The organism is Nitrospirota bacterium (genome assembly GCA_040756155.1).
Classification (GTDB): Bacteria; Nitrospirota; Thermodesulfovibrionia; order JACRGW01; family JBFLZU01; genus JBFLZU01.
The window spans coordinates 13,519-40,338 of sequence record JBFLZU010000083.1; the positions used below are offsets into that span (position 1 = coordinate 13,519).

A 26,820-nucleotide genomic window follows, 5' to 3' on the forward strand; every position below is an offset into this window, starting at 1 on the left:
CCATCCATATACGGTCTCAGTGCCTCTGGTATTATAACACTTCCATCTTCTTGTTGAAAGTTTTCTAATATAGCAACCACTGTTCTACCTACGGCAAGCCCTGAACCGTTTAATGTATGGACGAGCTCGGTTCCCTTCCTGCCTTTTCTCTTATACCTGATGTTTGCTCTTCGTGCCTGAAAGTCCTCAAAGTTACTGCAGGACGAAATCTCACAAAATCTTTGCTGCCCTGGAAGCCATACCTCTATATCATATGTTTTTGCAGATGCAAATCCGAGATCCCCTGTGCAGAGTACTACCACTCTATAAGGGATATTTAATCTTTTTAAAACCTCTTCAGCATCAGAAAGTAACCGCTCTAATTCGCCGTATGAATCCTCTGGTTTAACAAACTTCACGAGTTCTACTTTGTTGAACTGATGCTGGCGAATGAGTCCTCTTGTATCCTTCCCGTAAGAGCCCGCTTCTCTCCTGAAGCAGAGAGTATAAGAGACAAAGTTAATAGGAAGCTCTCCCTCTGCAAGTATCTCATTCCTGAAGATGTTTGTAACAGAAACCTCTGCCGTGGGGATGAGATAATAGCTATCTCTCTCTACCTTATAGAGTTCATCCTCAAATTTTGGCAACTGCCCTGTGCCTATCATGCTCTCTCTATTAACAAGCACCGGTGGAAAGACCTCAACATAACCGTGCTCTTTTATATGTAAATCCATCATAAAGTTAATCAATGCCCTTTCGAGTCTTGCTCCTATCCCCTTATACAGCGTAAATCTCGTCCCTGCTATCTTTGCGCCCCTCTCAAAATCAAGAATTCCGAGTGTATTGCCTATATCCCAATGGTTTTTGGGGGTAAATGGAAAATCCCTGGGATTTCCCCATCTCTTTATCTCTGCATTATCTGCATCTGTTGTGCCAATCGGAACAGAGGGGTGAGGGATATTAGGAATCACAAGGAGTATCTCCTTAAGCACTTCTTCCTTCCTCTTTACTTCTTCATCCAGTCTTTTGATCTCATCTAAAAGCATCTTCATCTTACCGAGCATATCCTCACTGAGCACAGCCTCGACTGCTTCCTCTTTTCCTCTTCCCCCTCTAATTTCCTCGCTAACATCCTCTCTAATCTTCTCTGATATGACCTTTCTTTTCTGTTTTAGAGCCTCAACCGTTAAGAGCAGCTTACGCCTTTCTGCATCCACCCTGAGAAATTCATCAAGGGTCAACTCATAGCCTCTGTTCTTTAGTGCCTGATTCACAAGTGGGATATTTTCTCTTATAAATCTAACATCTAACATAATACCTTACTTTTTCTGTCTCCTGCTCGGACTGTGAAATGGCAAGTTGCTTTTGTTGATTCGGCTCTGTATTGCCGCTATCTTTATATCGATCGCATCCTTGTTCTCATATCGCTCCCTCGTTTCCCTGAGTATCTGTAAAGCCTCCTTGAGTTTCCCCTCCCCTACTAAACACTCCGCTATGCCTAAACGTGACTCTGTCCAGAGTTCAGTATCGGGATTTTCACTCAGTAATCTGTTAAACACTTCTCTGCCTTTGGCATATTCCCCGAGGGCATGATAAGAACTGCCAAGCAGATAAAGAGCCATTTCTGCATTTTCTCCCTTTGGATAGCGTTCTAAGAATTGGCTCCACTCCTCAGCAGCCCTTTTATAGTCTCCTTTTTTCATATAACAGTCAGCAATCCTGTATTTAGCCTGCTGATGGAGCGCTCTATTGGAATAGCTCTCTATAACTCTCTGATATTCTACTATAGCCCGTGAATAGTCCTCGTATTCCTTCTCATATATTCCTGCAATATAAAACTGTGCTTCAGGGGCCCTCTCTCCTTGAGGGTATAACCTAACCAGTTTTTTGAAGTTAACCAGTGCCTTCTCGACGTCTTTAAGGTGAAGCATGTAGGCTGTCCCGATCCAGAAGAGTGCTTCTTCGCTCCATTTCGATGAGGGGTCTTTCTCGACTACCTTCCTATATTCTATAACAGCACCAGCGTAGTCGCCTCGTTGCCACTTTCTCTCTGCCTCTTCTACATAACCCTTGACTGGATTGGAACAGGAAAGGATTTGTGTAAGCAAAAAGATGATTATCCCTGCAGTGGTTACGCTATATCTCCTTGTCTGTCTCCTCTTTTTCAGCCAAAATTGTAACACACACCACTTTGTCCCCTTTATCAATATCAAATAGCTTCACTCCTTGTGTATTCCTACTCATGACAGGTATCTCTTTTATCTTCACCCTTATAGCTTTGCCCTCTGCTGTGACCATCATAATTTCATCGTCCTCAGAGACCTGGGCAATGCCTGCTACATTCCCTACCTTTGAAGTTGCTTTAATAGTGATTACACCTTTCCCCCCTCTACTCTGAATGGGGTAACCGCTAACTGCTGTCCTCTTTCCATATCCGTTTTCTGTGACGGTCAAAATAGTTGTGCCTTCAGTAATTATCTCTATCCCCACAACCTCGTCCTCACCTGAGTCCCCCAAAGGTCTATTGGACTTTTTGCGGTGACCCTCTTTTCCGAGTGTGATACCTTTAACACCTCTGGCAGTTCTGCCTACAGACCTTATATCTTCTTCCTTGAATCTTATTGATAATCCTCTCTTTGTACACAGAAGTATCTCTTGCCTTCCATCTGTGAGTTTTACGCTTATAAGTTCGTCATCCTCATCTATGCTAATGGCAATTATCCCTTTAGCCCTGGGGTTGCTATATGCCGATAGTTCGGTCTTTTTGACAATACCTTTCTTAGTAACCGCCACTAAGTATCTTCCATCCTTAAAGTCTCTTACGGGTAAAACTGTTGCGATCTTTTCCTTTGATATCATCGGGAGGAGATTTACAATAGCCTTTCCTTTTGCCGCTCTTCCCGCCTCTGGTATCTGGTGCACCTTAAGCCAGTGAGCCCTTCCAGCATCCGTGAAAAAGAGCATATAGCTATGAGTTGAAGCAACGAATAGTTGTTTTACGAAATCCTCTTCCTTTGTCTCCATGGCGGTGGCGCCCTTGCCACCACGTCTTTGACTCCTGTAAAGGCTGAGTGGGTTGCGTTTTATGTAATCCTGATGGGATATCGTAACCACCATGTCTTCTTCGGTTATAAGGTCTTCAACTGTTATCTCTGTCGTCTCCTCTACGATATCAGTTCTCCGATTATCGGCATATGATTTCTTTATCTCAATTAGTTCATTCTTTATTATATCCCGTAGCAGTATCTCGCTTCCAAGTATCTGCTTGAGTCTGTCTATCTCTTTAAGGAGTGCGTCTCGCTCCTCAATAACCTTGTCTCTCTCAAGCCCTGTAAGCCTCTGCAGTTTCATCTCCAGGATGGCCTGTGCCTGTATATCTGTGAGGGAAAACCGCTGACTCAACCCTATCTTTGCTTCTTCAGGTGTTTTCGATCTTTTAATCAGTACAATTACCTCATCTATATGCTCGAGGGCTATCTTGATGCCTTCAAGAATGTGTGCCCTTTCCTCTGCCTTGCGAAGTTCAAACTGACTACGTCTCAGAACAATCTGCCTACGGTGTTGTATAAAGTAATGAAGCATCCGCTTGAGGTTTAATATCCTCGGCTGGTTATTTACGAGTGCGAGCATTATTATACCAAAGGTGGTCTGCATCTGTGTATGTTTATAAAGCTGGTTGAGTACAATCTCGGCAATCTCACCTCGTTTAAGTTCCATCACTATTCTGATCCCATCCCTGGCTGACTCATCCCTTAGCTCTGAGATCCCTTCGATCTTTTTATCCCTTATCAGCTCTGCAATCTTCTCCATAAGCCTTGCCTTATTGACCTGATACGGGAGCTCGATGACGACAATGCTTTCTCTTTCACTTCTGTGGTCACGTTCTATCCTTGCCTTTGCCCTTATCTGTATTAATCCTCTCCCATGAGTGTAGGCATCGATAATACCTTTGTTCCCATGTATCACCCCTCCTGTAGGAAAGTCTGGGCCCTTTATAACCTCCATCAGCTCTTCTTCTGTGGTAACCAATGGGTTTTCTAGAATCATCACCAGTCCATCAATTATCTCACCGATGTTGTGTGGAGGGATGTTTGTTGCCATTCCAACAGCAATTCCTGAAGAGCCATTTATCAGTAAATTCGGCACCCGTGTTGGAAGCACAACGGGTTCTTCTGTTGTCTCATCAAAGTTCGGAACAAAATCAACTGTTTCCTTATCTATATCTGATAACATCGCCTCGGATAGGTTTGTGAGCCTTGCCTCTGTGTAACGATAGGCCGCAGGGGGATCGCCATCAATAGAACCAAAGTTCCCCTGCCCATCTATAAGGGAGTATCGCATATTAAAGTCCTGCGCCATCCTGACCAGTGCGTCATATACAGCCATATCGCCATGGGGATGATATTTTTTCAGAACCTCACCAACAACTCCAGCGCATTTTGAGTATTTCCTGTTTGAAAGGAGTCCTTCGCGGAACATGGCATACAGTATTCTACGCTGAACTGGTTTGAGCCCATCGCGTATTTCAGGCAGTGCTCTTCCTACAATTACGCTCATTGCATAATCGAGATAGGAAGACTTCATCTCTTCTTCAACTGGTATCTTTAGCTCCTGTGTCTGCATATCTCTCCGATTACACCCCTCACCCTCCCCTCTCCCCTGAGGGGAGAGGATTAAGGTGAGGGGGCTTCTGATTATATATCCAGAAATCTCACTTCAAGTGCATGTCTTTGAATAAAGTTTTTCCTTGGCTCAACCTGATCACCCATTAGAATTGTAAATATCTCATTAGCCTTTACCGCATCTTCGACTGTAACCTGAATCAGGGTTCTTGTCTCTGGATTCATAGTTGTGTGCCAGAGTTGTTCGGGATTCATTTCACCAAGCCCTTTGTATCTTTGCATTGTTAATCCCTTCCGCCCGAAAGAAAGAACCTCAGCCATCAACATCTTTGTATTCGGGAAAGCTCGTTCTACACCATTGCTCCTCGTAATATACGGAGGATTACTGAGCTGCCGAGATAATCCCTGCAGTTTCCTGAACTCGGGAAGGGTAATCAATCCCTCATCGAGGATGACCTTTCTGCTTTGACCGTCTTTCTTATATTCAAAAATGGCTATATATGAGTTATGTTCTTCGTCCTGCTGGATGGCTACAGAGAGGGGGGTAATACCTTTCCCTGTAAGATAATCTTCTATCCTGCGCGCTAAAGCGTTGAGCCTATCTTCATCTCTGAGCGTTTCTCTATTCACATCTCTCTGTGAAACAATTGCTCTCATAATCTCGGGGTCATATCTCTTTTTTGAGAGACGATCCAAGATCCCTTCTATAGTTAGCATCTTTCTCATTACAGAGATGAACTCTTCCTCTGTAAGAGGGATATTTTTATCCTTGATAAGTTGTATCTCCTTTGCTGCCAACTCTATAAGCATCTCCTGGAGTTGCATTTCATTCTGGAGATACCGCTCTACTTTGCCACGTTTAATCCTGAAGAGGGGTGGTTGTGCGATATAGAGGTGTCCCCTCTCTATAAGTTCAGGCATCTGTCTATAGAAAAAGGTAAGCAGTAGGGTTCTGATGTGAGCACCATCAACATCTGCGTCTGTCATTATTATAATCTTATGGTATCTGAGTTTGTTAATATCGAAATTATCTGTACCGATACTAGTCCCGAAGGCTGTTATCATCGTCTTTATCTCATCGTTAGAGAGCACCTTATCAAATCGTGCTTTCTCTACATTAAGTATCTTGCCTTTAAGTGGCAGCACTGCCTGATTTACCCTGTTTCTCCCTTGTTTTGCAGAGCCTCCAGCTGAATCACCCTCAACTATGAAAAGCTCACAACCCTTCGGATCCTTCTCCTGACAGTCAGCAAGCTTGCCTGGTAGTCCACCCCCATCCAGCGCACCTTTTCTTCTCGTAAGTTCTCTTGCCTTTCTTGCCGCTTCCCTCGTCCTTGCTGCCTGAACCGCCTTTTCTACTATCTTCTTCGCTATAGAGGGATTTTCCTCGAAAAACTCCGCCAGCCCTTCATTGACCGCAGACTCAACAATACCTTTTATCTCGCTATTGCCAAGCTTTGTCTTTGTCTGTCCCTCAAACTGGGGATTTGGCATCTTTACGCTGATTACAGCGGTAAGTCCCTCCCTGATATCTTCTCCTGTAAGTATATCCCTACCTTCTTTTGTCATCCCGCTTGAGACTACATAGTTGTTGACTGTTCTTGTAAGGGCGGTTTTAAATCCCACAAGGTGTGTACCCCCTTCCTGCGTGTTTATGTTGTTAGCAAAGGAGAATATATTCTCTATATAGCCATCGTTATACTGAAGTGCACTCTCTATTGAGATCATATCCTTCTCCTTTAAAAAGGTTATGGGTTTAGGATGTAATGGTGTTTTATTCTTATTCAGATATTCAACGAAAGATTTTATTCCTCCTTCATAAAGGAAGATATGTTTCTTGTTCATTCTTTCGTCATGGATGCAGATCTTCAGTCCTTTATTTAAAAATGACAGTTCCCTGAGCCGTTGTGAGAGGTAATCAAAGCTGAATTCTATTTCCTCAAATATCTCTGGGTCCGGACTGAAGGTGATCTTTGTGCCTGTGCTCTTCGTTCTGCCTGCAATAATAAGTTCTGTCTGTGGAACACCTCTTTCGTACCGTTGCTGGTAGACGAGGCCTTCACGCCTTATCTCCAGATCAAGCCACTCAGAGAGTGCATTAACAACGGAAACGCCGACTCCATGGAGACCACCAGAGACCCTGTAGACCTTGTTGTCAAATTTACCTCCAGCATGAAGCACAGTAAGGGCTACTTCAGCTGCAGATTTCCCCGTGGGATGCATGCCTGTGGGTATGCCACGTCCATCATCGTTTACAGTAACAGTGTTATCTATATGAATCGTCACCCAGATATTCCTGCAAAACCCAACCATTGCCTCATCTACACTGTTATCCACAAGTTCATAGACAAGATGGTGTAGTCCAGCGATCCCTGTACTTCCTATGAACATGGCAGGTCTTTTTCTTACAGCCTCTAAACCTTCAAGGATCTTTATATCTTCTGCCTCATAACTCGATTGCTGCGCGATCTCCGATTGCTGCTCCGCAGCGATCTTCGATTCATTCAGGGATGACACTTCTTTTAACTCTTCCAACTACTTCCTCCTTCTGTCATTCTGACTCTGAGTGAAACGAAGGGGAAGAATCCCTTCGACTACGCTCAGGACAGGCTCTATTTGAGACCCTTCGCCTTCGGCTCAGTGTGACATTCCCTTTAAAGCCTTAATGGCATCACTATTGCGATATACCCTTCATCTTCACTGCCTCTAATAAGACAGGGGCTCTGGCTATCCTTTAATTCAACCCTTACCATCTCTCCATCTATAACCTGGAGTGCATCAATGAGGTAACGGGCGTTAAATCCGATTGTCAACGGCTCATTCTGGTAATCTACAGGAATCGTTTCCTTCGCTTCCCCTGTTTCACTCTCTGTTGAGAGCATCATCCTGCTTTTATCGATATCGATTCTTACGGTGTTCGTCTTCTCCCTCGCAAGGATTGAAACCCTCTTCAGAGAACTAAGTAATTTTTCTCTTACAGCTGTGACGACCTTTTCGTTCTCTTTTGGAATTACCTGATGATAGTTCGGGTATGTTCCATCTATCAGCGTTGAGGAAAGAAGCATCTCGCTTATCCTGAAGAGGATGTGGTTTTTATTAAATCCGATAGAAACATTCGCTGTCTCTTTTTCATCAATTAGTTTTCTGAGTTCTGCCATTGTCTTCTTTGGGATAATGAATTTCTGTTCCTCCACCTTCATCCCTTCGAGAGCCCTCGTTGTCAGTGCAAGTCTGTGTCCATCGGTACCCACCATATCCAGAATCAAGTTTCCTTCCTTCGTAATCACATTCAAGCAGATACCATTGAGGACATATCTCGTATCACTCTCACCTGTAGCATATATAGTTTTCCTTATCATCTCTCTGAGGAGTTGACTTGAAAGTGTGAGGAGTTGGCTTTCAACGGCTGTAGGAATGGCAGGAAAGTCCTCTTTATTCATACCAACAATCTTAAATTCGCTTGCGCCTGCCTGTATCTTTAGCCATTTATTCTCTTCGCTCCAGAGGTCAATAACCTCCTCTGGTAGCTCCTTGATTATTTCATAAAGTTTTCGCCCAGAGATAACCGTTACGCCTTCCACCATGACCTCTGCTGAACAGCAATCTTTGAATCCGACTTCGAGGTCTGTAGCTGATAAATCTACACCAGCCGAAGATGTCTCTAAGAGTATATTTGAAAGTATAGGCATTGTGCTTTTTCTCTCAACAATACCCTGCGCCCGCTGAATCATTCTGATAAACTCTTCTTTTTTAACCTTAATCTTCATGGCACAGCTCCTTTCATGCGTTCCCCCAAAATCCTATGATTTTTGGGGTGCCACTTTATTCGCCTTTAATTAACCCCATGAGGGCATCAATTTTAGCCTGAAGGTTCTCATCTTTAGCCTTTTTGTCTTCTATCTGTTTACAGGCATGTATTACTGTTGCATGGTTTTTACCTCCAATGTTTTTTCCGATTTCAGAAAGTGATAGCGTTGTTAAGTTCTTTGATAGATACATTGCTATCTGTCGGGCTGTTGCAATCTCTTTTGTCCTTTTCTTCGACCTGAGGTCTGCAAGCCTTATCTCAAAATAATCAGCAACCTGTTTTTGTATCAGATCAACCGTAATTAAGCGCTCTTTTTCATCAAAGATATCTTTAAGCACACTCTTTGCAAAATCAATGGTTATAGCCTTTTTTGTAAATGAGGCATGCGCTCCAAGCCTGATAAGAGACCCTTCTAGTTCTCTGATGTTTGTTTTTATTCTATCAGCAATAAATTGGGCAACTTCAAGTGATATCACTATCCCTTCACTTGAAGCCTTTTTAAGTAAAATTGCCACCCTTGTCTCTACATCTGGTGGTTGAATGTCCGCAATAAGCCCCCACTCAAATCTTGATTTTAACCGATCATCTATCTGATTTATATCCTTTGGAAATCTGTCGCTGGAGATTACGATTTGTTTTTGATATTCATAGAGTGTATTAAATGTGTGGAAAAATTCCTCCTGGGTACTGTTTTTGCCTGCAATAAACTGTATATCATCTATTAACAATACTTCCATATTCCTGTATTTATTCCTAAATTCTACCATCCTCCCGTATCTCAAGGATGTTATAAGTTCATTTGTAAACTGTTCGGCAGGGGTATACACGAGTTTTATAGTTAGGTTTTTCTCCCAAATAAAATTTCCGATTGCATTCATCAGGTGTGTTTTCCCAAGACCAACCCCACCATATATAAAGAGTGGGTTGTAAGCTATTGCCGGAGCTCCTGCTACAGCCCTTGCCGAGGCATGTGCGAACTGATTACAGGTACCAACTACGAATGTATTAAATGTATACTTCGGGTTTAGGTATATCCCCCTTTCTCTTTGTTTTAGGGTCTTGGCTTCGTTTTCCCTTTGTTTGTCTGTATCCTTTTTGTTCTCTGTTGAGATAATAATAGTTACATTTAATTCATCCTTATTTAATGCAGTCTTTAGAACATCGGATATAAGCTGTATATAGTGTTCCTCGAACCATTCCTTAAAAAATCTATTTGGCACTTCAATACATGCCTCTTTTTCGGTAAGTGATCTTAGGTGGGTTGGAGGAAACCACATATCAAAGGGTTGTTTTGAAACCTTTTGTTCAATTATACCAAGGCATGTATCCCAGATGTTTGAATTTTTCATTAATTTCTAATAACTTATTAACAGGATTATTAACAACTGTTAATAATTAATTTTTTATTTAATAATCATATACTTATGTTATTTTATTATATATTTTAACATAATTAATTTTATATAAAACAACGAAGGGGACAAGAAACCCTCCTCCTCTCTTCTGTTCGTGGGGGGTTGAGCTATTTTTATGTTAAATTATATATTAGTAATATGTTTGAAGCAAGTGTTTTTTTCTTTGTTTTTTTCTTATTTTTAATATCTAATATTATTCCAACAGTCATAAACAATTAGGAAAAATAAATTATAGTTGTATATTAAGTTTTTTCTTTATTCTTAACAATAATAACTGGTAATATTACTTCTACTAAAAAAGAATATTATAAAATACTTTTTAAAGTAATAAAGTATCATAGACTATGTTATATAAAACAAAAAAGAGGTTTTTAATTATACCTTTAATATGGATTTTTGTGTTTTTAATTATTCCACAAACCTCAATATCATCGTCTCCATGGAAAGAATTCAAAGAAGCCAAACAGAAATATAAAAACTTTCTTCTATCAGAAACCCCAAAAAGTAAAAAGGAAAACTGGATAACACACAAAAAAAGATTTAAAAGAATTATAAAAAAATACCCCAAATCCCCAATAGCGGGAGACGCAATATACATCCTCGGAGAACTTCATACAGAGTTGTTTGTTAGATTTAAAGAACAAAAAGATATAGACAAGTCTTTACAATACTATTTTTTATTAATTAATAAATATCCACAGAACAGTCACATTGATGAGGCACATTACAGGATTGCACAGATATACACAATTTATAAAAAAGATTATAAAAGAGCATTTAATGAATATAAAAGGCTTATAGAGCTATATCCCAAGAGTGATTTTGCAAGAGAATCAAAAGAAAGAATGATAGAATTAGATGAAAAAGGCGCAAAAGCATTCCTTTATAAAACCAACATAATCAAGGAAATAAGATATACAACATCAAAAACATATACTAGAGTAGTAATAGAATCAGATAAGCCAGTTAATTTTTCAGAACATCGCATCTCTAATCCAGAACGCCTGTATTTTGACATTAAGGATGCTACACTTGATTCTAAGATTAAAAGAGAACCAATTATTTTAAATGATGGTATACTACGACAGATAAGGTTAAACCAGTTTACAGCAAATACCGTAAGGATAGTGCTAGATCTTGGTAGATTTGAAAGTTATAAGGTTTTCTTATTAGAAAATCCAGAACGTATTGTGATAGATGTGGTTGGCATAGAAACAAAGCCCATAAAAAAACCACCAGCGGATATACAGACAGCCATTCAGATAAAGCGGATTGTTATTGATCCGGGACATGGTGGTAAAGACCCTGGAGCAATAGGACCAAATGGATTAATGGAGAAGGATGTAGTGCTCGATATAGCGAAGAGGCTTCAATCCCTTCTTAAAAAGAATAAAGATTTAGAGGTTTTTCTCACAAGAAAGAGCGATATATATATACCGCTTGATAAGAGGACAGCCATAGCTAATTCAAAAGAAGCAGATATATTTATATCAATTCATACAAACGCAAGTCCAAATTTTAAAACTAAGGGGGTTGAGACGTACCTGCTTAATTGGACCAATGATAAAGAAGCAATGTCTGTTGCAGCAAGGGAAAACGCCATCTCAAAGAAGAGGATGAAAGAAATTAGAGGAGAACTTGAGTGGATGCTAAGCGATCTTATAAGAGATAATAAACGAGATGAGTCCATCAGATTAGCCAATATGACACAGGAATCGCTCATTAAAAATCTCAGCAACAGATACAGCGGTATTACAGCTCTTGGTGTAAAACAGGCACTCTTTTATGTCCTTATTGGTGCAAGGATGCCAAGTATACTTGTGGAGGTTTCCTTCATAACCAATCCACTCGAGGAAAAAAGACTATCAGATAAAACTTTCCGACAGAGAATTGCTGGGGGCCTTTATGGGGGGGTAGAAAGGTATATTAACTCCGTAAAGACCAGGCATATGGTAAAAAGAAATGAGAAGGATGGTTCTTAATCTGAACGAAAAACATGACTCACCAGTTCACAGGATAGAACCCACAGTAAAGCTATTTATCTTTTTTTACCTTATAATAATTCTCTACCTTGTAAAAGATATATATGGAAACCTTATAATCTTGAGCGTGATTCTCCTGGTAGCTCGTATATCAACACTCCCAATGGTGAGACTATTTAAAGGTATATATATATTTATTGCGTTGGCGGCGTTTACACACCTTTTCTTTACCCCAGGCAAGCCAATCCTACCATTTAACTTAGCTTTTATAAACGTTACAGAAGAAGGATTAAAGGAGGGAATTTTTATTTCACTCAGGCTCACCAATATGGTTCTCACGGCCTCTGTGCTGACACTTACCACCTCCCCGGAAAAGCTTACAGAAGGACTCCGTAGAATCCTCTATCCAGTTGAAAGGATAGGTGTGCCTATCCAGAGATTCTCATTTATGATAGCCCTATCACTGAGGTTTATCCCAATGCTAATCACAGAGGTAAACCAGACCGTCGACGCGGGGCTAAACCATATACGAAACAATAAAAATAAGAGTAAGGATAATAAATTTTTTGGGCATGCAAAAGAAATAATTCCAGCCATATCAGAACTCTTTGTCAGAATCTTTTCAATGGCGGATGAGATTATCGCCTCTGGAAATGTCCCCCCTCCGCTAAAACAGAGCGCTCTCAGGAAAAGAGATAAGCTTGCTATCACGGGTATCTCAGCACTCTTTGTCATTGGGTTGGTATTACTTATCTAAGGGAAATGAAGAACATAAAACTATTGATACAGTATGATGGGACTAACTACGCAGGGTGGCAGAGACAGAAAGACGAGCGAACCATACAGGGAGTAATAGAGGATGTAATTAAAAGGGTTACAGGGGAAAATTTAAGGTTAATCCCTTCGGGCAGAACCGATGCAGGGGTTCATGCCCTTGGTCAGGTAGCAAATTTTAAGACAGTAAGTAAACCCTTACACCAAAATCTTTGGTGTGAGGGTAAAATTGAAGGAAAACGCTGGAAGGATATTATCAATGCCTCTCTTCCTGAAGATATAAAAATACTGGATTCGGCTGAGGTAGATATGGACTTCCACGCAAGGTATAGTGCCAGGGGAAGACTGTATTCATATACCATTCTTAATCAGGAAGATCCTATAACCATTCTCAGGAATTATGTATGGCATATTCGTCGGAATCTTAATGTAGAGGCAATGATAGAGGCTGGTAGGTTTCTCACAGGAGAACATGATTTTTCCTCATTCAGGGCATCGGCATGCACTGCCAGAAAGACAGCAAGAAAAATAGCAGAGCTAAGGATAGAGAAACGTAGGTCGTTTATAGTAATAACAATAGAAGCTAATGCATTCCTTCACCACATGGTAAGAAACATCGTTGGAACGCTTGTTGAAGTAGGTAGAGGTAGATTGAGCCCTGATGCTGTGCGGGAGATACTTAGTGCTAAGGATAGAAACCTCGCAGGACCAACAGCCCCTGCAAGGGGACTGATTCTTATGGGGGTAAAGTACTGAGAAAATAATTTCAATTTGAAACTTTTTCCTTGACAGAGCAAGACAAAATGGTAGTATTTAAAAATGCATAGCGAGCGTTCCCAATGGATTAGCGAGCGAATATAAATAAAATAATTTCTTACATTTCGAAGATTCACCACAGCGTTGCTGTGGGGGAGATTCCATAGATGGATAGTATTAATATCAGGAGTATAAAAAAATGGCCAGAGGAAGAAAGACCCAGGGAGAGGCTTATAAGATATGGGACAGAAATGCTTTCAGATGCCCAGCTCCTCGCAATAATACTCAGAACAGGAAGAGAGGATAAAAGTGCCCTTGACCTTGCCAACACACTCCTTACATCCTTTGGTAGCCTCAAGGCGATAGCCTCAGCAGGGATAGCCGAACTCTGTGGCATAAGGGGCATCGGTATAGCAAAGGCAGCACAGATTAAGGCAGCCTTTGAACTTGGAGGCAGGATGTTAAGCGAACCTGTAAAGAAAAACACTCCGTTTACCAGTAGTATGGATGTAGTTAAACACTATAACCCCTTTATGAGCAGACTGAAAAAAGAAGTATTCATATGCGGTTTGCTTGATGGGAAAAACAGACTCTTCAGGGATATAATTATTTCTGAGGGGAGTCTTACCGCCTCACTGGTGCACCCAAGAGAGGTCTTTAATCCTGCGATAAGGGAGTCTGCAGCCTCGGTCATCGTTGTTCACAACCATCCAAGTGGAGATCCATTACCAAGCAAAGAGGATATAGAGATAACAAAGCGACTTGTAGAGACAGGCAATGTCATCGGGATAAAAGTCCTTGACCATGTTATCATCGGTTATGAGAAACATTTTAGTTTTATGGATGAAAGGCTATTGTAATTACAGCAGGCAGGACTGTCTTTCGCTTCCTACGAGATTTTTCGACAGTTCTAATCTCCTTCCGCTACAGCCTCGAAACTCACCCTTCGGGTTCAAACAGTCGAGGCTGTGGACGCTCCAGTTCGCTAAGAACTGTTACCGAAAAGTCTCTGATGTCGCTCAAGTCAGTCCTGCTTATCACTAGGTTTGTGTAAAGGTTATTTATTACGATGAACGGGCTGATCGATAGGAACAAACGCTGGGAAGACGATGACAGAAAATACCTCTGGCATCCCTTTACGCAGATGAAGGAATGGCTTGAGGAGCCACCGCTTATCATCATAGAAGGGAGGGGCAATTACCTTAAGGATGCCTATGGAAGATGGTATCTCGATGGTGTCTCCTCTCTCTGGTGCAACATTCACGGACACAGGAGGAAAGAGATAGACGATGCCATAAAAGAACAGCTTGAAAATATTGCACATTCAACCCTGCTTGGGTTAAGCAATGTTCCTGCGATAGAATTAGCGGAGAAACTTGTTCAAATTACACCAAAAGGCACTGACTCTTCAGCCTTCAGCCTTCAGCCTTCAGCCTTAACAAGGGTCTTTTATTCTGATAACGGCTCCACTACTGTTGAGATAGCCATCAAGATGGCATTTCAATACTGGCAGAATAAGGGGCAAAGGGGAAGAACAGCATTTTTATCTTTAAATAATGCCTACCATGGAGATACCATAGGTGCTGTGAGTGTAGGTGGAATCGAGATATTTCACAGTGCCTTTAAACCACTTCTTTTCCCATCTTACAGGGTACCATCCCCGTATTGCTACAGGTGTGAACTGGGGCTTTCATATCCCTCCTGTGCTATGGGTTGTCTCGAGCAGATGGAAGAACTTCTCAAAAAAAACAACAATGTAATAGCGGCGGTCATAATAGAACCTGTTGTTCAGGGCGCTGGAGGGATGATTGTAGCACCAGAAGGCTACCTAAAAGGTGTCTGTGAACTATGCACAAAATATAATGTCCTTCTGATAGTAGATGAAGTGGCAACCGCTTTTGGAAGGACGGGCAAGATGTTTGCCTGCGAGCATGAGAATGTGAGTCCCGATATCATGTGTGTGGCAAAAGGGATCACAGGAGGTTATCTACCACTGGCAGCTACAATTACGACGGAAGAGATATTTAACGCATTTCTCAGTGAATACACAGAATTTAAGACCTTCTTTCACGGGCACACCTATACAGGTAATCCCCTTGCCTGCGCTGCTGCTATAGTGAACCTTGAGATATTCGAACGGGAGAAAACACTTGAGCACCTTCAGCCCAAAATAGCCCTTCTTTCAGAGAGACTGAAGCCACTAAATAACCTCCCCCTTGTGGGTGAGATAAGACAGAAAGGTTTTATGGTAGGGATTGAACTTGTGGCAGACAAAGAGACGAAGACTCATTTTCCAGCAGGGGAGAGGGTAGGGTTAAAGGTTATAAAATCAGCGAGAGAAAATGGTCTTATCATAAGACCGCTTGGTGATGTCATCGTGCTGATGCCTCCTCTTTCAGTGACAGAGGAGGAGATCAAAAGGATAGTGGAGATAGTCGGGGAGGCGATAAGAAAGTTGAAAGTCGAAAGTGGAAAGTGAATAGCAACCAATGACTTTCAATTACCTTGAAGCCTCCATTCTATATGCCTCTGCCAGTTATCACCTTTCTCCGGGAAGTCTGAACGATAGTGTGCCCCTACGCTACCCTCTCTTAAGAATGCAGACTCGGTGATAAGCATCGCAACAGTAACCATATTTTTTACCTCAAGTTCCCTTCTGCTAAAAAAATTACAATCAAGAACCCCCTTCCACCTGTTAATCTTCTCTCTTGCCTCGTTAAGGGACTTTTCGCACCGTATGATCCCTACCCGCTCCCACAGCAGACGTCTTAGTGAGGCGCGAATCTTATCTATATCGAGGTCGCTACAGCTTTCCATTGTTTCGTAAGATGGAGGTATCACCCCCTGGATTTTAATGTTGCTGCCATAATCTGCGGCGCTCACCCCTGCCAGCGTCCCATAGACTATTCCTTCAAGCAGGGAATTGCTCGCAAGCCTGTTTGCACCATGCACACCTGTGCACGCAACCTCACCCGCTGCAAAGAGTCCCTTTATATCTGTTGTACCATCTATGTCTGTTTTTATACCACCCATCATATAATGGGCACTCGGGCAGACGGGTATCTGGTCATCTGTTATATCAATGTCAAATCGCAGACAGGTAGAGTATATTCGCGGGAATCTCCTTCTAACAAAATCTTTATCGAGGTGCGTAAGGTCAAGATATACATTCTTTGACTTTGTCCTCACCATCTCTGAAACGATTGCTCTGCTCACTATATCCCTTGGAGCAAGCTCTGCGGACAGATGATAATCAGGCATGAACCGTTCACCATAGGTATTCCTGAGGACCGCTCCTTCTCCTCTCATCGCCTCTGAAAGGAGAAATTGAGGGGCAGATGGATGATAAAGAGTTGTCGGATGAAACTGAACAAATTCCATGTCTGTAAGTGTTGCTCCAGCCCTGTAAGCAATCGCCATTCCATCGCCTGTTGCGACAGGGGGGTTCGTTGTCCGCGCAAATATCTGTCCACAACCTCCTGTAGCAAGGACAACTGCCTTTGAATTGATAGCAACAAGTTCTCTGCCAGCCTCTTTTAAAAGAAGGGCTCCCCTGCATATACCATCTCTGACTATTAAATCAATGGTATACGCATATTCATATTTGGAAATGTTCGGGAAACTTCTAACCTTCTTCAACAATACCCGCTCAAGTTCTCTTCCTGTTGCATCTCCATGGGCGTGAAGTATCCTTCGCTTGCTATGCGCAGCCTCCCGGGTAAAGGCAAGCCTGCTTCCCTCTTTATCAAACTCAGCACCCCATGATATAAGTTCAAGAATCCTCGCAGGACCCTCTTCAACAAGGATTCTTACAGCTCTTTCATCGCAGAGTCCATCACCTGCCTTTATTGTATCTTCATAGTGGATGCCGACCTCATCCTCATCACTGAGCGCTACAGCTACTCCTCCCTGTGCATACTCTGTGCTTGACTCGGTCGCCTTATCCTTTGTTATAACAAGGACATTACCAGCCTTTGCAAGCTCAATGGCTGCCCTTAATCCCGCCACACCACTACCTATCACAAGGAAATCTGTGGTCTCTACCTTAGGTATCAAAATCATTTTTATTATTTTTTATTTTAAATATTTTGTTTTCAGATCACTGTCTCAAGCCAGATAAAAAAGATATTTTCCATAAAAAAAGTAAAACCAGTAAGAATCCAGAAAACCCTTTCAACGGTTTTCATAGATGCTTTTATCAGAACTACAAAGAGTATGAAAAACCAACCAACAGAAATCCATTTTAGGTTCCATGGTGAAACCCAGAGCACAAGCAGAGAGATAAATATCCCTAAGAGCAAATACGGTATCCAGAGTATCCATCTGAAACCGTTTTTCAACCTGATGCGTCTCGCCCTAAGTGCAGTAAAGATATAGACCTGCCACCATGCACCAAAAAAGAAAAACATCACACCATATCTATCAAGCCTTGCTAAAGTAGTGGCTTGGAGAGGAAAAACTTTATATTCAACAGCCCATATTGTAAAAAAGAATATAGCTGGTATCAGAGTTAAAAATATAAATCCAAAAAAATCAAGAAGATAAGAGCCAATTGGAGCAATCTCTTTGTCTTTTCTTTCATCTCTGGCACAGAGGAAAAATTCAAGTCCGAGCATGATAGGAACAACCAGATAGGCGATCTGCTGATAGCGGTAAGACTCCATCCCCTACTCCTATTCCTCTATCCCCAACGGTCGTTCTTCGGACACACTTAAAAGTTTATCTCCAAACCGTTCAAGGCGTCGTGTTGCTTCATCGTATTTGGTCCTTGCATTATTCAGATGCCTTCCCATCACCTCAAAATCTTCATAGAACCTGTCGAAATCTCCTCTGAGCCTCTGAAGAAGTGCTATTACTTCCTTAGTGCTCTGCTGTATCCTCATACCCTTTAATCCGATTGCGATAACATGGAGGTATGCGTAAAAACTGTTCGGGGATACAGGAACAACCCTCTTATCCATGGCATAACCTAAAAGACTTTTTTCCTCTCCAAGCGACTCATCCTTGATAACGATCTCATAATAGACATTCTCCGCTGGAATATACATAAGGGCGAAATCAAAAGTGCCTTCATCCGGCAGTATGTATTTAGATGCTATAATATCGATATGTCTTTTTACATCAGATGCAAACGCCTTCCTGTATCTCTTTTTTTCATCGTCTGAAGTGCTGTCAATCATCCTTCTGAAATTTTCAAGCGGAAATTTTGAATCGATAGGTACGAGACCCTCATTAAGGGTTATCACTGCATCTACAGTCTCTCCTCCCTTAAACTTATATTGCAGGGTAAAATTCGAAGATGGGAGAACCTGTGCAAGTAGATTCTCAAGCAACATTTCACCAAGGACTCCCCTCATCTTCGGAGGTTTCAGTATCTCATGAAGACTCGAAATATCTTTGCCGACCTCAAATATCCTCTCTGTTGCCTTTGATAACTCACCGAGGTTCTGTTTTACCTCACCAACAACCCTTGCAGCACTGTCGAGTCGGCTTCCTATCTGTCCTGTAGTAGTTTGAAGTTGCTGTGTAATAGATGCGAGCTGGGTGTTAACCTGTTGTGTAATACTTGCTAACTGCTGATTAACCTGTGATGTCACAGCCGACAGTTGTTGACTTATCTGTGTATTACTCGATGAGAGGGATTCGCCGAGTTGCTGCCTGAGGCTATCAATCTGTTGTTGCATTATAATCAAAGCAGGATCGGACTCTTTCTTCCTTGAGGATAGAACAAGATAAAAGAGGATTGCTATGATCATTATCAATAAAATTATGCTGATTATCTCCACCATCTAAGCCCCCTTATAATAGCAATATCATTTTCAAAATTTTTGTTGACAAAATGTATAGTATTCTAATATATTTTAATTACAAAGACCTAATTCCCGAATTGTCACCGTATGGTGCGCGTTCGTGGGATACCCTACGATAGGGGTTAGGTCGCTTAAACCTCGAGTATTCGAGGTTTTTGTTTTTATCTCCCAAAGTCCCAAACATCTTCTATTCTATCCAGAATAATTTCTCTATAAAGATTGCTGTCCTCTTTTTCTTTGTTGTAAGACCTGCGTATTGTCCCAGCTACCATATCTGCAAGTTGAATTAACACATTTTTCTTAGAGTCAACAAACTTCAGGTTTTTAAATACCTTATCCCCCATGTCAATAACAGGATTTAATTCTCTACGCAGGTAGGTTGTTAATGCCTGCTTAAGTCTTCTGTCGCCATGCCCATCAAGACGTAGTTTTGCATCTCTTATCGTGCCACCGTGGTATTTAAGAACAGACTTTATGGCATAATTGTAAAATGATTCTCTTGAATTTCTGAGTTCTTTGCCATAAATCCTATGCTTCCTCAGTGCTATTGCCCTTACCCTGAATTCACAATCAGCGATAGCTTTCAGAAAATTTAGCCTGAAATCTTTTGAGCATTTGTTAAACCGGAATTCGTAATTATCGGATAAACCCATTGTCCTCTTTAGTTTTTTAATCTTTAATGCTGTCTCTTCGGCTTCAAGTTCATCATCAAATATGACTAAAGCTATAACAAAAACAGGGGAAGAACCTTTCCCGACTTTAAATCCTGGATCTCCTGAATCATCGATAAAAATCAGCATACTCAGAATCTCACATTATATCCTTCTATCTTGCCTTTCCAGAAAAGGATATACCATATTTTTCAAACAAACCGCAAAGATATTTGCCATTAAAAAGTTCAATGCGTTTTCCTCTCGCAAATTCTTTGCATTCTCTGGAGAATTCACCGCTTGTAACCAACACCCCTTTTGTAATGCTTGGCTGATCTTGGATTACTCCATACAAAGATCTGGCATGCTCAACACCTACTACACCGTTGGGGTAATGCTTGCACTGAATGGCCAAATATTCGGTTCCAGTTTCACTTAGGCGTTTTGCATGAATATCAATACCTTGATCTTTAGTTTGAGTAGTTAGCTTCACTTGATAACCCATTTTTTCGTAAAGGTTAGCTATCAATCGTTCGAACTGTTGTGGTAAAATTTGCCCTAATGATTCTATTGTAAGCCCGCCTCTCGGCATACCTTTTGCTGTGGTGGGTTTTGTTTTTTGGATGTTGAATAAACTAAATAGTTCCTCTTCAGTGAGAACTCTTGATAAATTTGTGTCGCTCAGATCATCGATAACCGCCTTGAAAAGCTCCCGTTTTCTTTTAAGAAGGTTCTGTATTCTTTCTTCGATAGTATCTACTGTAAAAAGAGAGGTGACAAAAACCGTCTTTTTCTGACCTATCCGATGGGACCTATCTTCCGCTTGGGCTGCAATCGATGGATTCCACCATAGATCAAAATGAAATACAAAATTAGCCCTCGTCAAAGTTAATCCAAGACCTCCTGCCTTAACAGACATAAGGAGAACCTTGCTCTGTTCATCCTCTTGAAATTTCTTAACTATTTCGTCTCTTTGAGAATCTGAAAGTGAACCGTGATAAACAAATGGGTTAAATTGCTTAAGCTCTGGCTCTATGAATTTAAGCGTCTTCTCTGGATATTGGGAAAACACAAGAGCTTTGTCATCTTGTTCAGAAATCTCTTCTAATTTCTCTAAAAGGTATTCAAGTTTGCAACTCTCTTTTGATGCGGGTTCCATATTGCAAATCTGTTTAAGCTTTGTAATAAGTGCTAAAATATGTTGAACCGTTACAGAATCACCCTTCTCATTTAAAGCTATAACCCCTTCTTGTTCGGCTCTATCATATGCTTCTCTCTGGGCAGGTGAAAGTTCAAGCCAAGTTTCTTCGCAAACTTTCTCGGGTAGTTCTGGCAGTGCATCGGCCTTTCGCCTTCTCAAAAAGTAAGGCCTTATAGCTTCCTTAACAACTTCCAAAGGTCTTGCCACATAATCATAATGTAAAAGACCTGGTTTAAGGTATGCAAAAATAGAGATTAATTCTTCTAAACGATTTTCTAAAGGTGTCCCAGACAATCCCCAACGATACGAGGCATTAATTTGCCGAACTGCTTTGGTAATAGCAGCGCCGGGATTCTTTATCTTTTGAATTTCATCTAAGACAAGAAGGTCAAACTGTTTTCTTGCTATGTCCTCTGCTGGAGTATATGTAAAAAGGTGATTACAAGTTGGACATTGCACCTGAATTCCGAATATTTCTTTATCTATTCGTAGCCTTTGAGAGCAGCCATCATTTGGACAAGTAATACTGTAACCTCCATCAGAGTTTATAATTGCGTCAATGTCTTTAAGTGAACCATCTAAATCTTGTCTTAAGGTTTCGTATGTTGTCAAATAGATGTGTGCAGGGCAGTTCCAATTTATCTGTCTTTGTTCTTTTGACCCACGGACTTTTATCAGCCTTAGTTCTGGTGCCCAGTCCCATAGTGTTCTTTCCCAATGTGTCAGAACAGACCTAGGACAAATGATGAGACCATTCGTTATCTTTCCCATTCGGAACAGAAACCGTAGGGCAATAATAGCCTGTTGTGTTTTACCTAGACCCATTTCGTCACCAAGCAACGCCCGTTCGTGCTCTGTAAGAAATTTAACGCCTATGCGCTGAAAAGGATATAACTCCATTCCTAATGGGAACGCAATTGGGCTATCAAAATTTTCGCCCAACGGGGGTTGGAGGAGGGGGAGAATTAGGTCGAATAGGTCAACGTGAGAGGAGGTTCTTTCTCTCTCTTGCCTTTCCTTTTGAATACAGATGGCACACCAACTCTTTTTTAGCCCGTGAATGCAATCCTTATCCTTCTCCAATTCAAATAATGTAGCCTTCTTACCTTCTGTCTCACTTTGCTGGTATGACTTTCCTGTTTTCCGTGGTGTATCTAAAAGAACTGAAAAAGATTCTATTTCTGGACACAAAAGCTGTTCCCTCAGCCAAAGAGTAAAATCCTCTATTACTTGATTCTCAAGAAGGGTTTTTAGACCAGTAATTGCAGGTCTAACGGGACAAAAGTTAAGGCCGACCTGCGGCAAAGAAATAGATGGAATTTTGACCTGACTTATTTTCGCTTCCTTAAGTGTTATCTCCAGTTGATCCAGTAAAATCAGCTCCGTTTTTTTAACCGGAAATATTTTGCTAACCAGATTTAGCTTGGCTCTTTCTAAAAACTTTAAATTATTTAAGAGCATGTATCACCCATTATTGAAATCTTTTTTCTTGCTTACCGAGTACTTCAATCGCCTTGGCCATTCTCTCGAATGGTTCAAGAGGATCGAGGTAGTTAAAAATTTTTTCGAGGGTTTCCATTGCAGACGTTCTGTCATCATCGAAATCGGGATGTGGCGAAAATACAATGGGCTGAAATCTTCCAGTAGAGCAGTCAATTCGTTCTCTTTTCAATACAGTTTCGGGTCTATCAGATGTTTCTATATCTATTACCTCTCCTGCTCTACGAATCAATATAACAGGGCAAGGAGATGCTGTTCTCACGTCGAGAAGAAATTCCTCACGAACCACTATCAGCGACGGGTTATTTTGTATTGACTCAATAAGTGGTATTCCACATAGATTGACCCCGATATAAGGTTGTAAAGTGTCTCCATAAAGTGGTTTTTGAATGGTGGTTGGTTTAACAGGATGTGTACATCTAAATTCCTGAGGTATCCCGTGTAGATCAGTGATAAGAATCGCGCCCAGATATCCATCGTGAGACGAGGTTTCATAAAGTGCTAAAAAAACCAGTAATATACTTCTTTCATCCTTATTTAAGTTTAAGTCCATTTTGATAACCTCCCTCATTGTGCTTCATTTTGCTTCTCTGTCCATAAGTTAACCTCCTCTGTTCCACCAGAAACGGACAAGTATCCCTCCAATTGAATCTTATTGCTCGATAATCTCTGCTCCTTCTGGTATCTTCACCTGAAAGACAGAATCCTTTATCCCTCTATTTATTTCTACATTCTTCAGGACTATCTTTGTGGTGTTTCCAATAATATCAGTAAGGGTAAAGCCACTTGTAATATACCTGACCTTATCTTCGTTTTTGTAGCCTTTCCACGCTCTAATTTCAAGTAATACCCTTGTTATACTGCCTTTGGCTTTAGGTATGAGTTCAAGATGATAATACCCCTCTTTATTGCAGTCTCTTACTGCATAACTTATATTAAAATCATCTCTGAGTCTTCCCATCCCTGCAAGGAATGTCGCAGGGGTTTTCTCTAACCCTAAATGACTTCTTATAACCTGCCTTTCTTCGTATTTATAAATTAATACATCATTCCCTGTGATAAGTATGTCCTGTCTATCTGGCTTTTTGTAGCTCCAGAGCATCCTGCCAGGCTTCTTTATATAAAGCCTCCCCTCTGCCTTCTTTATAGTACCCATTGTCTTGATAAAAGATTCCTGTAAAAATGATGCCTGAATGTCTGAGGTATTCTCATAGGAAGACTGGATGAGAACAATAAGTTCATTGAGTGTCACAGCACTGGCTGAGGAGGGTAAGTAGAAGAGGGCTACGAGATACAAACATAACATGAAATTCACCACTTCTTTTTATCCCTTCTCCGTATCACCTCTCTCGGTTTTCCTCCTTCTGAAGGCGTAACAATACCATCCTCTTCCATCATCTCAATCATACGCGCTGCCCTGTTATATCCAACCCTGAGCCTTCGCTGAATCATAGATATAGAGGCATTACCAGTAGAAGTGACGAGTTCTACTGCCCTGGCATATAGTTCATCCCTTTCGTCATCGGATTTTCTTTCTTCCTCCGCTGTAAGCTCATGCTCCATAAATGTCTCATAATCTGGTCTTGCCTGACCTTTTAAAAAATCCACCAGTTCTTTGATCTCTGATTCAGACACATAGGCACCGTGTATTCTTGTAATCCTGGATGTCCCTGGTGGAAGGAAGAGCATATCGCCTTTTCCGAGAAGCTGTTCTGCACCAATTGAGTCAAGTATTGTCCTCGAATCTGTCTTTGAAGAGACCTGAAAGGATATCCTCGCCGGGAAATTAGCCTTTATCGTCCCTGTAAGGACATCCACGGATGGCCTTTGTGTAGCGACCACGAGGTGTATGCCTGCTGCCCTGGCCATCTGCGCCAGACGTGCAATAGAGTCTTCAACCTCGTGGGCTGATATTGTCATCAAATCAGCCAGCTCATCGATAAAAACAAGTATATAGGGCAGTTTTTCTACATCTAATAGCCTGTTGTAGCCCTCTATGTTTCTTACCTCTCTCTCGGCAAGTATTTTGTATCTCCTTTCCATTTCCCATACAACTTTCTTGATTGCATCCGAAGCCCGCTTCGGATTTGTGATTACAGGATGGAGGAGATGTGGTATATCTTCGTAAACAGAAAGCTCAAGAAGTTTTGGATCTATCATCAGCATCCTCACTTCGTCAGGACGGGTATTAAAAAGTATGCTACAGACCATTGCATTTATTGCCACACTCTTGCCTGAACCTGTTGCACCCGCAACAAGAAGATGAGGCATCTTGGCAAGGGCGGTAACAACTGGATTACCGAATATATCCTTTCCGAGAGCGACTGTTAGGGGTGATTGGCTTTTCATGAATTCATCGGATGAAAGTATTTCTTTGAGAAATACCTCCTCACGCTGGTTATTAGGTATCTCTATACCGACTGCCCCTTTTCCAGGGATAGGTGCAACTACCCTCACACTCACTGCCCTCATAGCCATAGCTATATCATCTGCGAGTCCAACGATTCTATTCACCTTTATTCCAGGTGCAGGCTCAAATTCATACATTGTTACCACCGGCCCAGGATGAACCTGTATTACCCTACCCTCAATACCGAAGTCCTGAAGTTTCTTCTCAAGTATACTTGAAGACATCAAAAGCTCTTCCTTTGAGACTCTCCTTTTAACTGTGGATGGCTCCCGCAGTATTGATAGTGGAGGTAAATTAAACACACCTGTTTCTGAAAACCCGAGTTCTTGCTGGATTGGCTCTAAAGAAACAGGACGTGCCTGTTGAACAGGGGTTTGTAACTGCGATGAATCACTGATTGTTGGCCCTTCGGTTGGTAAATCATTAGGTTTCGGTTTTAATTCGCGTTTGCTCAATATATCCACATGTTTCTGGGTCTTTAAAAAAAGGGACTTCAGGAACTCAATGATACCGATATAGAACGATGAGATAGAGAATCTTGTGGTAATTAAAATAGAAATCAGCAATATGGTAGATGCTATTATATAAGCACCTGCGGTTGAGAAATATCGTATGAGTATATTAGAAATTGTATAACCAAAGAATCCCCCTGAAAGCACCCCCTGTCCCTTAAAGAGATAGATATGTTCAGAACGGAGGCTCAGGAGTGTTGAAAACGACAGTAGCATGAATAAACCACCAAATAGTTTTATCAGGCGATGTGTTTTTTCCCTTCTAAGCAGCCTGTTGCCGCCATAAACAAGCGTAATTGCTGGTATTATATAAGCCCCTCCTCCAAAAAACTGCAAAAGGAGATCAGAAAGATATGCACCAACTATCCCGACATAATTATGGACAGCCTGACGTCCTGTCGCAGTATTAAAAGAAGGGTCTTCGTGATCGTACGAGATTAAACTCAAGATCACTATCAATGTGAAGGCAATAGAAGCAACCCCTATGATTTCATCTATTTTGCTATGCTGTGCTATCTCTTTTTTAAATTCTATTTTCATCTCTTATCCCTTACCACTTAATCCTTAGCACTATAATGGCTGCCAGTAGAAACCTGTAGTAACTGAACAGATTTAAAGGTTTCTCCTGGAGGTATTTAAGTAAAAAACCTATTGAGTAATAGCCTGTAATAGCAGATGTGACTGCTCCTGCTATAAATGGTATTAAATCACCCTCCGGGATGCCGGAAAGGAGATATCTGAGTTTATACGCCGCTGCACCTGCTATGATCGGTGTTGCCAGTAAAAATGAAAACCTTGCTGAAGCCTCTCTACTGTAGTTTTTTAGAAGCCCTGCTGTTATGGTGATACCAGACCTTGAAACCCCTGGTATAAGGGCGAGACATTGTGCAAGTGCGACAAAGAAGGAATCGCTGAATGTCATTACAGATAAATGTTTTTGCCTTTTTGAGATAAACTCCACAAAGATCATGAGTATGCCGATTGTTACCAGTGTGACCGTTATGAGGATTGGACTTCTGAAAGAACGCTCTATAATGTCCTCGAACAATATCCCTGCGATGCCTGCTGGGATTGTGCCGATGATAATAAACCAGACAAGGCGTTCCGCCATTGTTAACAGGAGACTGTTGTTTCTCCTATATTTTGTAATAGATGAGAGACTCTTAAAGAACGCAGTAGCAAGTCGCTTCCAGTCATCCCTGAAATATACGATCACTGCCATGAATGTTCCAAAATGCAATGCAACATCAAAACTCAGTGTGTCTATCAATGTGTTGTTCCAGCCAAAGAACCAGGGGATAAGTATAAGGTGAGCAGAGCTGCTTATCGGAAGAAACTCCGTTATACCCTGAACGATACCAAGAAGTATTGCCTCAGCCACCATGTTAATAAATTTTATGC

At 41.4% G+C, this 26,820-nt stretch carries 20 protein-coding genes; 5 read left to right on the plus strand and 15 right to left on the minus strand.

The genetic code is table 11. The features are described 5' to 3' along the window. The 6 genes from serS to dnaA form a co-directional block, all read right to left on the minus strand. Positions 1-1,292, minus strand: a 1,292-nt coding sequence (gene serS / locus AB1488_08280) for a serine--tRNA ligase (protein MEW6410087.1), incomplete at its 3' end; no start/stop codon positions are given. Positions 1,293-1,298: 6 nt separating this feature from the next. Further along, on the minus strand, positions 1,299-2,162 hold the full coding sequence (locus AB1488_08285) for a tetratricopeptide repeat protein (GenBank protein ID MEW6410088.1): 864 nt from the start codon (positions 2,160-2,162) through the stop codon (positions 1,299-1,301). Then, entirely contained in the window at positions 2,116-4,602 is a 2,487-nt protein-coding gene (gene gyrA, locus AB1488_08290; GenBank protein ID MEW6410089.1) for a DNA gyrase subunit A, read from the minus strand. Before gyrA ends, AB1488_08285 begins: the two co-directional genes overlap by 47 nt. A gap of 71 nt (positions 4,603-4,673) precedes the next feature. Further along, positions 4,674-7,136, minus strand: a complete 2,463-nt coding sequence (gene gyrB / locus AB1488_08295; protein ID MEW6410090.1) for a DNA topoisomerase (ATP-hydrolyzing) subunit B — start codon at positions 7,134-7,136, stop codon at positions 4,674-4,676. Positions 7,137-7,255: 119 nt separating this feature from the next. Then, on the minus strand, positions 7,256-8,368 hold the full coding sequence (gene dnaN, locus AB1488_08300) for a DNA polymerase III subunit beta (protein MEW6410091.1): 1,113 nt from the start codon (positions 8,366-8,368) through the stop codon (positions 7,256-7,258). A gap of 55 nt (positions 8,369-8,423) precedes the next feature. Then, entirely contained in the window at positions 8,424-9,758 is a 1,335-nt protein-coding gene (dnaA, locus tag AB1488_08305; protein ID MEW6410092.1) for a chromosomal replication initiator protein DnaA, read from the minus strand. A gap of 410 nt (positions 9,759-10,168) precedes the next feature. On the opposite strand from dnaA, the gene AB1488_08310 reads away from it, so the two are divergent. The 5 genes from AB1488_08310 (at position 10,169) to bioA (ending at position 15,815) form a co-directional block, all read left to right on the plus strand. Beyond that, positions 10,169-11,806 (plus strand): N-acetylmuramoyl-L-alanine amidase, encoded by a 1,638-nt coding sequence (locus AB1488_08310; protein MEW6410093.1) that lies wholly within the window; start codon positions 10,169-10,171, stop codon positions 11,804-11,806. Continuing rightward, positions 11,787-12,563 (plus strand): energy-coupling factor transporter transmembrane component T, encoded by a 777-nt coding sequence (locus AB1488_08315; protein ID MEW6410094.1) that lies wholly within the window; start codon positions 11,787-11,789, stop codon positions 12,561-12,563. The genes AB1488_08310 and AB1488_08315 overlap by 20 nt, the downstream gene beginning before the upstream one ends. A 5-nt stretch (positions 12,564-12,568) precedes the next feature. Then, complete coding sequence (gene truA / locus AB1488_08320) at positions 12,569-13,336, plus strand: tRNA pseudouridine(38-40) synthase TruA (protein MEW6410095.1); 768 nt, start codon at positions 12,569-12,571, stop codon at positions 13,334-13,336. Positions 13,337-13,503: 167 nt separating this feature from the next. Beyond that, positions 13,504-14,196: a DNA repair protein RadC gene (radC, locus tag AB1488_08325; protein MEW6410096.1), complete on the plus strand. Its 693-nt coding sequence runs from the start codon at positions 13,504-13,506 to the stop codon at positions 14,194-14,196. A 209-nt stretch (positions 14,197-14,405) separates the two neighbouring features. Then, a complete protein-coding gene (gene bioA, locus AB1488_08330; protein MEW6410097.1) occupies positions 14,406-15,815 on the plus strand; it encodes an adenosylmethionine--8-amino-7-oxononanoate transaminase in 1,410 nt (469 codons plus the stop codon). Between the two features lie 17 nt (positions 15,816-15,832). Here bioA and nadB read toward each other — a convergent pair whose 3' ends face one another. The 9 genes from nadB to uppP form a co-directional block, all read right to left on the minus strand. Beyond that, the gene (nadB, locus tag AB1488_08335; protein ID MEW6410098.1) at positions 15,833-17,398 is read right to left on the minus strand and encodes an L-aspartate oxidase; all 1,566 of its coding nucleotides are present in this window, start codon (positions 17,396-17,398) and stop codon (positions 15,833-15,835) included. A 32-nt stretch (positions 17,399-17,430) separates the two neighbouring features. Continuing rightward, the gene (locus tag AB1488_08340; GenBank protein MEW6410099.1) at positions 17,431-18,000 is read right to left on the minus strand and encodes a hypothetical protein; all 570 of its coding nucleotides are present in this window, start codon (positions 17,998-18,000) and stop codon (positions 17,431-17,433) included. A gap of 9 nt (positions 18,001-18,009) precedes the next feature. Beyond that, entirely contained in the window at positions 18,010-19,125 is a 1,116-nt protein-coding gene (locus tag AB1488_08345) for a DNA recombination protein RmuC (GenBank protein MEW6410100.1), read from the minus strand. 182 nt (positions 19,126-19,307) lie between these two features. Next, complete coding sequence (locus tag AB1488_08350) at positions 19,308-19,946, minus strand: DUF3800 domain-containing protein (GenBank protein MEW6410101.1); 639 nt, start codon at positions 19,944-19,946, stop codon at positions 19,308-19,310. Positions 19,947-19,971: 25 nt separating this feature from the next. Next, a complete protein-coding gene (locus AB1488_08355) occupies positions 19,972-22,458 on the minus strand; it encodes an SNF2-related protein (protein MEW6410102.1) in 2,487 nt (828 codons plus the stop codon). Positions 22,459-22,468: 10 nt separating this feature from the next. Then, positions 22,469-23,050, minus strand: a complete 582-nt coding sequence (locus AB1488_08360) for a hypothetical protein (protein ID MEW6410103.1) — start codon at positions 23,048-23,050, stop codon at positions 22,469-22,471. A 99-nt stretch (positions 23,051-23,149) separates the two neighbouring features. Then, positions 23,150-23,803, minus strand: coding sequence for an outer membrane lipoprotein carrier protein LolA (locus AB1488_08365; GenBank protein MEW6410104.1), 654 nt, complete (start codon positions 23,801-23,803; stop codon positions 23,150-23,152). Positions 23,804-23,808: 5 nt separating this feature from the next. Continuing rightward, positions 23,809-25,959 carry a DNA translocase FtsK gene (locus AB1488_08370; protein MEW6410105.1) on the minus strand — a complete coding sequence of 717 codons (2,151 nt, stop codon included), beginning with the start codon at positions 25,957-25,959 and terminating at the stop codon, positions 23,809-23,811. A 10-nt stretch (positions 25,960-25,969) separates the two neighbouring features. Continuing rightward, positions 25,970-26,820: undecaprenyl-diphosphatase UppP (uppP, locus tag AB1488_08375; GenBank protein ID MEW6410106.1), on the minus strand; the 851-nt coding region annotated here is incomplete at its 5' end.